Origin of the sequence: Leptospira sp. B5-022 (assembly GCF_000347035.1) — a bacterium.
GTDB classification, from domain to species: Bacteria; Spirochaetota; Leptospiria; order Leptospirales; family Leptospiraceae; genus Leptospira_B; species Leptospira_B cinconiae.
The window spans coordinates 40,911-52,292 of sequence record NZ_ANIJ01000011.1 but is presented as its reverse complement, the minus strand read 5'-3'; the positions used below and the strand labels follow the sequence as shown (position 1 = coordinate 52,292).

The window sequence follows — 11,382 nt, the reverse complement described above, 5'->3', positions numbered from 1 at the left end:
CACCAAATGAGAATAGAGACATTAGCAAGATCATGGCAAAACGGCCCTACGTATGCGTAGACACTGCTGTATTATATTCTGCGGGTGAAAGAGCAAGCCAAGGTAGGAAACGATACAGACATAGTGGTCAAACTTCTTCTATATACCTTTCAGAGAAATTAGGAGGGAGACAAGTCGGAACTCTCGTCCAAACTATAGCAATAAAACAAGGACCAGTATTCTTCTCATCAGTATCTAATCAGAAAGCGGATACGCTTGGACCTCTAATCAAAGAACATCTCCCTACTTGCACTCCCCTTTTTACAGACCAAGGATACCCATGGCTTTGGGGAATATACAAGAACCACAGATCAGTAAATCACTCTGCAAGATCAAAGGACAATAGATTCAGATTCGCTCGAAATCGTTGGTCGAAGAATGGAGTCCACAATCAAGTAGCAGAAGGAAACCATAGAGTTTTAAAAACTGCTTTTGCTGCTTACGGATATATCAAGCCTAAATATTCCCAAATGTATCTGAATGAGTTTAGCTTCATTAAGAATGCTAACGTATTCGGACTGGATGTGCTGGTTGAATGTGATGGTGATGATGCCAACGAAGGAATGAGGTGTAGAGATAGGGATGCTTTTGCTGTCAATCCGAGAGCCGGGATGAAGGAGGCGGTTCGGATTGAGAGGAAGGGATTTGTCCGGAAAATCCAAAGGAAAAGAACTGAAAATTGGCTTCAAGATTCTTTACAAAAAATCCAATTTGAATCCAAGACTTTTGCAGAAATTCCGAATATTCAGAATCACAATGGTTTTGGAATACTCAATTCTTCCACTGCAATTTCAAAAGCCAAAAAATATGAACTTCCTACACTTGAAAAATACAATTCATTTTGGTTAGACTCAAATATTAAGAAGTTCCAAAGAAATCGAGAACTCGAATATCAAAAGACTGCAAGCAAAATTTGGAACTGGATCCAAGCTGGCAGAAAGAAAGGTAAACAATACTCAGTCATTGAAATTTGTGATGAATTAGAAATTCATAAAATAACTGCTATGACCATTCTTAGGAAATGGATAAAGCTCAGACTAATCGCAAGGAGGCGAATAGGATTTGCTCGGTATGACAGACGAATAAATTTCTACATAAAACCGCTAAAACAAGAACTACCTTTAATTCTATACAGTAAGCTCAAGACAAAGACTTCCAAAAGGGTTACGAGAAATGAAAAGTAACTCAAGGAAGAAAAGAAAAAAGATCTATAAATTCAAAGCTGAGGACTTCTACCAGATCTTAGATCGCCAAGATTACAGATGTATTCTGACAGGTAGAGAACTGCTTCCAGAAAATACAAACTCTGAGCATATAGTCCCTCTTCGTAAAGGGGGCAATCATGAATTCAATAATATCTGTCATGTAGTAGCCCCACTCTCCAAGCTAAAGAGATATTATACTGAAGAAGAAATCGTACATTTAGCGGCGGACATTATTAAATGGAAAGGAGAAGATTATGGCTATAAAGAAATCCAAATCAATTTCAAAAAGAAGAAATGAAAAATTCCCAGGATGGTTAGCACAGAGTATTTCTGATAATCTAAACAAGAAACATTCTTTCTTTTTAAGGGAGAAACCAAAGGAAACTAAGTGGGTTAGCTGGGGTCAGCCTATTCTAAATGCTCAAAAGAATTTCATTGTATATCTAAAAAGAAAACTTCCTGAAAACATTCATAAAGATCCCTATTGGAAGTATAGAGCAATTCAAGCAATCTTTCTGATCGAAAAGGTAGTAGTTAATAGCCAAAGCGAAAGAAGATTATCTTATGTTATCAAGAATTTAAATGATTTTGCCTCTAACCCTCCAAAATTCGATTCATCTGATAAGCTATTTCTTCGCACCTCTCACTTAGAAACAAATAAGCTCAATGGTTTCGTGTCCGGTTTTCGAAATGCAAGTCGAGACATCAAGGCAAAGAAATGGCCAACCTCAGCCCATAGAAATACCTTACGGATGATGCGGACTGAATTTCCTGATTTAACGAGGAGTAAGTCAGATTGGGATATTTGTTCGAAACAAGCCAAAGCAAATTTAAGTCACTTTCAAGACAGTGAATGGATAAACGCTTTCGAGAAAAATAGAAACAAATTTGATAGGTTATTGTCAGATATAACCTAAAGTGGAGTAGACAAATAGTAAAATTAAGCACAAAGTTACTGCTATTTAATTGTGCAGTTCCCTTTCGTAACGTAGTCTTTAATATTCTCTAACGGAAAAGGATTACTATACAAAACAACTCCCTTCGAAACAGCCCGTGGAGCTATTAAAATAGTTTCCGAATCAACTTTATTATTAAAATCAAGCGTTGTAACAAAATTCAGATCTGAAAAATAACTTCCTCCAACTTTTGATGGATGGTTTTTATCTATCTCTTGCTTTAAATAATCCATTTCTTCGCATTTACCTTCAAGACATGCGAACATGGCATTTATTGTGTAGATCGTTATGGCCGATATTGCTATGAAATTATAGAAATTTTTGACGGTTCCCTTCCAATTGAAGCAACTAACTTGTTTTGGGTATTCCGTTGATTTTAACGGAATTAAGCTTTTATCATCCAACTGAAGATTTAATTTCCTGAGAGAGAATGATTCCGGTTCGTCGGATTCGTTTTGAATTAAAATTAGCCCTACTAGATAATCCTGGGAAAGGTGAATCAAGGCAGAATCAGAGTTATCTACAACAAAATTAGAAAGCAGATGATCTACGAGAGGCGAATCGGATTTAAGTAAAATTATTTTCCCCTTGATATCATGATCTGATATCCTAAATACTTTTATAACATTTAGTTCTTCATCCCTAATTGTATCTGGATGAAAATCAATGGATTGCTTATCTCGATCGGGGAGCACGCATTGGCATAGGAAGAACGATATTAAGAAAAATAGACGATTTATTTTCATTCTTAGGTATTAAAGAATTTCCCAATAAACTCCAGGAAACTTTAAAATGCAATTAATTGCACTTAAGGTCCAATCTATTCACTTATTCTTCGAAGGGGTATTAGAACTTTTACCCATGTTTTTATCGATATACAAATCGTTAGGGCTTATATTACAATAATCACTGCTCAAATAAGTTGTAAATGAGTCAAAGTCAGTAAGGACTCCGAAAGACCGAATTACTGTTGCACAATCTTCTACATCTCTCTTTTTATAATATTTAGATTCATCAACTTTGAAAACTAATTCATCTACAAATGATGCGTATAGTACATCTGCGATTACATAGGATTCCAATTCAGATCCAGTTTTGCCCTGCGCTGTAAAAGCTGCATTTGCAGTTAGGTAGTCCCCTACCATTGCAGCATTTATGAGTCTTTTTTTAGCCTCATCTCCTTTATAGGTATCAGTAAGACCTAAAGTGTCGACGACCAGGCAATTTATAAACGAACTCGATAATAGTATTGTAAGAATTATAATAGGTTTTTTCATTTACTTATCCTATAGTATTTTATCAAAAATATCTGAAAACAACCTTAGCGACAAATAGGAAAACTTTCATGGCCTACGCTAGGTTCCAAGTCTAGAGAAATTCCTGCATCAAGTGCAAAGCGATTTTCCGTACCTTCTATTTTATTACGGCGAGGATCCTTTAAATTAATCCGAATGGAAAAATTTGCAGGTACGTCAATGGATCGAGAAATTTCACCGCCGCCGACAGGCGCTTTATTTCTATTGTAGACTTTTACTTTAAACCGATTCTTTCCTTTTGGAATTGGTAAAAAATATTCGCAATCAGGTAAAAAATTAAATCTCGGTTCATTTCTAATAATTTGTGGTAAAGAATTAAAATCTTTATAAAAATTTCGCCAATATCCGTATTCTGGATTAACGCAAGCAGACGGAAGCAATTCTTCATTGTCTATAAAAACAGAAACGAAATAAGTTTTCTTGTCTGTCGCTGAACTAAAGAAATCATCTCCATTTTTTAATCCGTTCTCCAGACTAGGTAATTTAAAAACTATATAAGTATTTGAAAAATTCCCAACTTCTTGGTAATTATAATTTGGTCCAATAGGACCCCAATGAAGACAATTCATTAGGCATGTACAATGTAGTAATAGAATCAGCTTATTGAGCGTTATTTGCTTCTTCACAATGATCCTCCGCAACCATTTTGAGCTGCTCTTCCGTAAGAAAGCCCAAGACTTAGTCCCTTTGCTCCGGTATAATATGTAATTGTATCGGCAGCGATGCTTCTCCAGTCCCCTTCGGCAGCACTCTTAATAGTTCCAGCGAAACCAAACCAATATACCGCATCTGCTCCAAATAGCCCCTCGAGAATTGAGGGTAATCCAGGTGCAATAGCTTCACCAGCTGCATTTGCGCCAAGGCCAGGCAATCCAAAATAACCAATTGCCCCAGCAGTTACACCAAAAGAAATTGCTGACGCATAACAACCAGCAATTCTCGCATTCTTCTCATTCCAACGTAAATGATTCAAACTCGATTTAGAATAACCTCCCACAATATAAGCTTGAAAAGTAAATGGCGACAATACAGATCCTGCTGCAAGGATTCCAACTCCTAATCCAGTATAGAGAAGTATTGGAACTGCAGCCGATGCAAGTAATGCTACACCTACTGCCATTGCTAGTGCAGAGAAAACCAACATCGATGCAACACCTAAAGCAAAAAGTCCCGCGATGATTGCCGCGCCTGCAACGGTCATAGCCAATGCAGCTGCCATAAGTACTGCACTGACTCCTATAACGGCAGCCGCTGCTGCAAGAACAGTGGCTTGAATCAAAGCAACCCCGCCTATAACTAATCCAGCAGCTCCGACAATGGCCGCTGCTGAACTCGCAAGAAGAGCTGTTGAACCGACTATCGCTGCGGCGCCCACACCTGCTACTACAAGTGCGGAAGATCCGAACAGAGCTGCTGATCCGCCAATTATTCCAGAGGCTAGACCTAATCCAAGAGCTGTGCTTCCTCCAACTACAGAACCAATTGCTGCGCCTCCAGCTCCTATTGCTCCTGCACCCAAGAGCGTAGCACCAGCTATCATAGCAGCAGCCGATCCTGCAGCGCCTCCAGCTATTACTCCGCCAAGAGCAGTACCTATGGCTCCTACGGGGTTCAATATCAACATTGCACTGCTAAGTGTTAAACTAAAATTTAAGAAACCTAGGCCGTTGCTACTCAACCAAGAACTGAGAATACTATGGCCGCTTGGATCTGTGTAACTTATCGGATTACCTTCAGCATACGCGTAAAGATCCATTCCCGTTGGACGACTCCCATCAATTACAGAGTCCGCTTGTAGAAATCTACCAAGAATTGGATCGTAATATCTTGCTTTATAATAATATAATCCGGTTTCTCTGTCTTCCTCTTGTGAAGTATATTTATATCTAAATGCATCTGGACCAAAAGAATCTTCCCTTTGAATTTCTCCATAAGGTTTATATGATACATGAGATGCTCCAGACTGCGCTCCTCCTGTGACTCGATTTCCTGACCCATCAGTTGCCATAACAATAGATCCCAAATGATCCGGATGAAGAAATAGAAATCCAGTTATTGGCATTCCTGCCCCTGAGCCAGGTTCGTAAGGGCTTCCAACGCCCGTCGTCCCTGAATCTATATAAGGAGCCATTGTCCAAGGGGCATTACCGTTACTTCCTGGTAAAGCGATGGAACAATTTGAAAAGGAAATTATCAAAATAGGTGTAATAAACTTGATCGTTAATTTCCAAAGTCCGTCGCCAAATGAAAGTAACGCGAACGCGACACCTAAAAATACTGTAACATATAAAAATGCGATATTCGTTCCAGGAACAAAAAGCAGATATTTAATTCCTCTAATAGCAATATCCTTAGATTGCCAGAGATAAGTATTCCAAGTAGATCCGAGTCCCGAAGAAGCTACGAGTTCTTGATTTCCGTAAGAAATTAGATCTGGGTTCTGTCTTGACCACTGACCGACTAAATCTCCAGAATTTCCTTTGAAATATAGCGTATGCTGCGGAGACTTTCCAGGAGTTAAAACAACTTCATAAATTCCACCCAATGTAATCGTCTTAGTTCCATCACTACTTCTTGTTTTTCGAATACGAGTTCCTGAAAAATCGTAATCAAATTTGATCGTCTCCCCGCTTGCAGTATCAACTTGTTTCAATTTTTGAAACGGATTGTAAGAAAACGATTCATCATTTTTGTTAATTACGTTTCCTGCATTATCGTAAACGTAATGATAAGAAAGGTTATCTCCTGAAACATCGGTAGCTGCATTTTTATGTAAACTATTTGAATAGGAATAAGTCAAATTCCCTTTTTTAAGAAGTCTACCTGAATCCGAATATTGGTATTCTTCTGCTCCATAAACTCCTGTAGCAGAAATAAGACGACCAATGGAATCATAAGAGAAACTTTGAGAACGAACTGGATTTTTATTATCTGTTATCGAAGAATAATTTCCATAATCGTTATAACTGTAATTCAAATCTTGGTAAGAATCTGAGTCTTTACTTGTTTGGATACGAACCAGATTTTTCTTCACTGGATTATAATAAATATTTGTATTAACTCCATTTCCCAAAATCCTTTGAATCTTCAAAAGCCCATCTTCTATTGTAGGTCCGGCGTATTGAACTACTGGAAAATCAGAACCACTACCATCTCCCGGAGTCAAAGTTACAGCAGAAAGGTAACCAGCTTCAGAATAGAGATTTTTAACAATACTTCCTTCCGGATAAGTAAATTCTTCGACTTGCCCTTGAAGATTATATTTCTTTTGAATGATAAAGGTTAAGTCTTCTTCCGAAAGATGTTTCTTAAGAAGTGTTTGGTTACCTCTGGTATCATACTCAAATTCAGTAGTTCCTAAAGGATCGGTTACTTTAGTTAAGCGGCCAATTCCATTCGCTACAGACTGGCTATCATATTCATATACTTGATCTACTGTTTCTCCTTGAGAACCTATTCCTGTTATATGCGTAGCTCTACCTAATACATCGTAAGAATATTGAATTTTCGAGCCGCTCGCTAACCTTTGTTCTTGAAGATTTCCTGAATTGGAATCGTATATGTATTGAGTTGTCCCCGAATCCGGGCTAATGACTTTTGTTTTTCTCCCAGAAAAATCACTCTGGATGTAAGTAATCCCATTTTCAGGATCGATGATCTGAGAAATTTGACCATTCGATGTGTACTTATATTGAGTGGTCTTTCCTTGTTGTGTAGAAGACACAGTTTGCCCTAAAGAATTTTTTACTTCAATGTTTTCTCGAATAACATTACCGTTATTCGATTCTTTCACTGTGGTAATCAACCCTGCTACCGAAACTGAAGTAGAAGATCCATCATTCCTTTCCGAAAGGATCATATTTCCTTCAGCATCATAAGTAAAACTCGTCCAAGAAAACGGGTTAGATCCTTCTAAATAAGAATCCACTTTCTTTACAGTTTGTCCTTGAGGATTACTGTACGTCTCTTCCACAAGAACATAGCCATTCACTAAACTGCTTCGTTTTTTAGTGATTCCTGTAATTATATTGTTAGATTCTTCCTGCCAACTTTGGCCGTTACTTCTGCGGAAAGTTTTTCGTACTAACTTATTCTCTAAGTCTCCTGTATTTTCATATTCTACCTTCTCGGACCATTCCGACTCCCCAGGAAGATAGCTTAAAACTGCTCTTCCAAAAGTATCATATTCGGTTTTAGATACAACACCATTAGAATTTGTGCTAGAAACTTCCAATCCATTGGTTAAATTATATTCTTTTAAAGTAATATGGCCGAGGGAATTGGAAATCTTGATTGGATACTTATGTACTATAGAATCATATTCTATTGAATTTGTATTTCCGTTAGAATCAAGAGTCGACGTTGGATTTCCATATTCATCGTAAGCCTGGATATATTGATTTTTCCAAACTCCATCGGAAACCAATTCTCGAACTTCAGATACTAATCGAACGGAATAATTAAACTTCTTATCAGACAGTAATTCTCCATCCTTAAACAGCTGAATTTCAGTCGGCTTTCCTAAAATACTTTGGCTCCAGTCATTTAGATATGTTGTCTTTTCTGACAATATAGTTCCATTTATGGATGTTACTTTGTTTAAAATATTTCCGTAAGAATCATAGGTTTTCGAAATTAATGAAGAAGAAAAAACATTCCCTGCTTGGTATTTTATCTCAGAGGTATCTCCAGGTAATACCAAGGTCCCGCCAAAAACAGAAGTCGATTTATTATAACTCCAGGTCGATTCAGAAAGTAAAATACCATTCTTTTTAATCTTTTGATATGTAGGTCTCCCGGACATCTCGATAAAACTTGGATCGTATTCTATCTCTATCGTTTGATTCAGAATCGAATCGGTCTGAGTCATTTTTTGAAAACCGATATAAGTAGAATTTCGAAAACCTCCTAGATAAAATCTGGCAAACGAATATGAATAACTTCCCGAACTTAAAATAGTATCCCCGGTTTTTTGAGTTAACCTGGTGATTAGATAATCAGCTCCCCCAAATGGAACAAATTGGGGAGAAGAAGAATTATACAAGCTCGGTTGAATTGCTCCCGGATGATTTTTCGAAAGTTGATATTCTAAATTTAATTCTACATTACCCTGGGAGGAATAAGATCCATTTTCAACCTTCGAAAGAAGCCCGCTTGGAATCGCTTGATTGAATCGAATATAATGCAATTCTAAACTGGATTCATAAGGAAAACTTCTGTAAGCGATGCTCGATATTCCAGGAGCGCTACTCGCAACAGAAGTCTGAAGATTTACTTTATTACCCTTTAATCCTAAAATCTCCGGCTTACCATCAGAGTTTGTATCGAGCGAAAGGAAGTATCCGCCCGTAGTCCAGCTATCGTCTCCATTTGCAGAATAAGTAACATACCCATTCGAATCCGATTTTGCATAAGAAACCGCCAAAACACCGTTCGCAGCATCATATCTTAAGAAATCAGCTTTGTTATCTCCGTTTAGATCTATGAAATCTTTTCGATTCCTCCAATTAAAATAAGAAATAGAACTCGAATCCCCACTACTGGAAGTGGAAGGTATATAGGAATCTAAATCAATAGCTACTTCATAAGAACTTGCGTTACCAATCGTAACTATAAACTTATAGGTAGTAACAGTTGTTACTACGCCATTCGAATCAGTCTGATCTATGCTCGTTACATCAGCTCTAAGAGTATCTAAAGCACCATCTCCATTCAAATCTTTAGAAACATCTTGGTTCCAATTTACCTTGAAAGGAGTTAGGTATTTGGAATTCATCGAGTCATAAATTTCTACATTAAAAAATGAGTTGGAAAGGTCGGTATTATCATAAGATATTCTGTCTTTCACTCCATCTCCAGAAAGATCAGCCTCTACATAAACCGTATTGGAACTTGAACCAGACTCTTTATTGGCAAACGCTCCATTAACGTTGATAGTTTGAAGAGGACTCGCTCCATTTGTTAAAAAAGTTCTCCCCGTAAATGGATAATAAGAGATACTTCCTTGGTTACCTGGCATAGAGAAAAATGCAAAGTCCAAATATCCGTCTCCGTTTAGGTCTGAAAAGAACTGGTCACCCTTGTTACCGAAATCGGTTCTTGAAATTTTATTTGTTTCTATTATTTTAAGTAACCCATTCTGCAAATCTAAAAATGTTACAATAAGCTCTTGAGAAGTGGAATCATTGATCCTTACAAAATCCGGAACTCCGTTTCGGTCCAAATCTACAAATTGTTGGAATGACGTTCCGTAAGGAGTAATAGTTAATGTTTGGATTTTTTGAAACCCAGAACCAGTAGAAGTATATACAAGTAAATTATTATTACTGTCAGCCTGGATGAAATCGGTCTTACCATCCCCATTTACATCAAGGACAAAATGTTTCGCAGAAGAAGCTCCCAGACTTTGTGCAGTGACATTTGAATAGGATTCTGAACTGAAATCAGGCCCATAGTAAACTTTCAGGGCTTCGCCGTTATTCTTTAAAATGAGAAAATCACTCTTTCCATCCCCATTAAAATCACCTGGGAGTATTTTTCCGATACTTGTAATTCCAATATGTTCCCCAACAGTGGCATTGCTTGTAGAAATTGGATTACTAGTAGAAGCGTTCCAGTCAGATAACTTGGAAACCGAGAACTTTTGATTCGTCATGTTTCCTGTAATTTTTACCAATTCCGGAGAACCGTCCCCATCCGTATCTGCCGGAGTAACGAATGTAGAAGTTACCCCGTAAGTGCAAACATTTTGATAGGAAGCAATTCCTTGTGCACATAAAATCCTAGCATATCCCAAAGTCGCCGCCATACAGGCTGCGCTAGCCGTACATAAACAAGCTGTCTGCGTAGCTGCACAGCTGGATTGAACATTTGGATTCATAGCTTGGAAGGAAACATCATAATTCTTTCCGTTCGAATTAAATAGATTAGCCTGAGTCGTTCTTTCTGTATAAGAGAAATTGATTGGTTTATAATTTTCCCTTTCGAAGGAAGATAAGATAGGCCCTCGATCGGTAGTGTCATAGCTAAAATCGTAAGTTTCAATTAGCTGTTCTGAACCGCTCGAATCTTTAGCATACACTTCTATTTTGTCTAGAAGCTTCTTTCTAAAGGCAGCTTTCGTAAGATAGAAGATCTGTTCACGAAAACCACTAGAGCGGTCTTTATATGAAAAAACTATTCTCCCATTCCCTCTAGCATATTTGATTTCTTGAGGAAGAGGTTCATCAGAAATAGTAGTGTCCGAACTGTAAATGATATCATAGCCATTTCCAAAAGAATCTCTAACCTTATCTAAATAGGAAGTAATAGCAGCCCCATTAATTAAGATGATTGATCCGGAACCGTTAGTATCATTTCTCCCATATTCGTAAGTAATTCCGGATTTATCTTGGAAAACCCAAACGTTTCCATCTAATTTAATCTTATAGAAAGATTCCATCTTGGATCGGTACACACCGCTCGTGCTTGTCTCGATCAATTCTCCTAAAAGACTGGAGCTATAACCATCGGTTGCTCCAAAGTGGACCCCTAAATTAGGATTTTTTAAAATTCTCGGAAATCCTCCTAAATTCCAGCCGCTTCCCAAGATAGACTGAGTTCCACTTGCCGTATAATCGATCGTAATCGAAGGAACTAAATCTCCCGCTCCTGGAGGAACTTGGATATTCAGAGAAAAACTGGGTTTTCCTGTTATCCCAATTTGGATATTCGGGAGAGGAAGCGGAATGCTAGTTTCTCCACCGGAAAACACAGACGCGAAATAGTTCAGAATGGGGCGTAACGGATTCCAGGCAATAAAGAAGAAAGAGGCTATTAGAACGAATAAGGTAACTGAATTTTTTTTATTTAGTCGCATATCCAAAA

General features: G+C 37.8%; 7 protein-coding genes. 3 read left to right on the top strand and 4 right to left on the bottom strand.

The genetic code is table 11. The annotated features are described in order from the left end of the window. From LEP1GSC192_RS04455 to LEP1GSC192_RS04445, 3 genes are all read left to right on the top strand, one after another. The coding region (locus LEP1GSC192_RS04455; protein ID WP_036089054.1) for a transposase at positions 1–1,223 on the top strand (1,223 nt) is incomplete at its 5' end. Continuing rightward, entirely contained in the window at positions 1,213–1,542 is a 330-nt protein-coding gene (locus LEP1GSC192_RS04450) for an HNH endonuclease (protein ID WP_020768701.1), read from the top strand. The genes LEP1GSC192_RS04455 and LEP1GSC192_RS04450, both read left to right, overlap by 11 nt. After that, positions 1,499–2,161 (top strand): hypothetical protein, encoded by a 663-nt coding sequence (locus LEP1GSC192_RS04445; RefSeq protein WP_020768730.1) that lies wholly within the window; start codon positions 1,499–1,501, stop codon positions 2,159–2,161. Before LEP1GSC192_RS04450 ends, LEP1GSC192_RS04445 begins: the two co-directional genes overlap by 44 nt. Positions 2,162–2,202: 41 nt before the next feature. Here LEP1GSC192_RS04445 and LEP1GSC192_RS04440 read toward each other — a convergent pair whose 3' ends face one another. The 4 genes from LEP1GSC192_RS04440 to LEP1GSC192_RS04425 all read right to left on the bottom strand — a co-directional run bounded on the left by LEP1GSC192_RS04440 (position 2,203) and on the right by LEP1GSC192_RS04425 (position 11,374). Continuing rightward, on the bottom strand, positions 2,203–2,895 hold the full coding sequence (locus LEP1GSC192_RS04440; RefSeq protein WP_232420956.1) for a hypothetical protein: 693 nt from the start codon (positions 2,893–2,895) through the stop codon (positions 2,203–2,205). 129 nt (positions 2,896–3,024) lie between these two features. Continuing rightward, positions 3,025–3,477 (bottom strand): TIGR04452 family lipoprotein, encoded by a 453-nt coding sequence (locus LEP1GSC192_RS04435; RefSeq protein ID WP_036089035.1) that lies wholly within the window; start codon positions 3,475–3,477, stop codon positions 3,025–3,027. 44 nt (positions 3,478–3,521) lie between these two features. After that, positions 3,522–4,142 carry a hypothetical protein gene (locus LEP1GSC192_RS04430; RefSeq protein ID WP_020768712.1) on the bottom strand — a complete coding sequence of 207 codons (621 nt, stop codon included), beginning with the start codon at positions 4,140–4,142 and terminating at the stop codon, positions 3,522–3,524. Continuing rightward, entirely contained in the window at positions 4,139–11,374 is a 7,236-nt protein-coding gene (locus LEP1GSC192_RS04425; RefSeq protein WP_020768731.1) for an RHS repeat-associated core domain-containing protein, read from the bottom strand. The genes LEP1GSC192_RS04430 and LEP1GSC192_RS04425 overlap by 4 nt, the downstream gene beginning before the upstream one ends. Positions 11,375–11,382 lie beyond the last annotated feature (8 nt).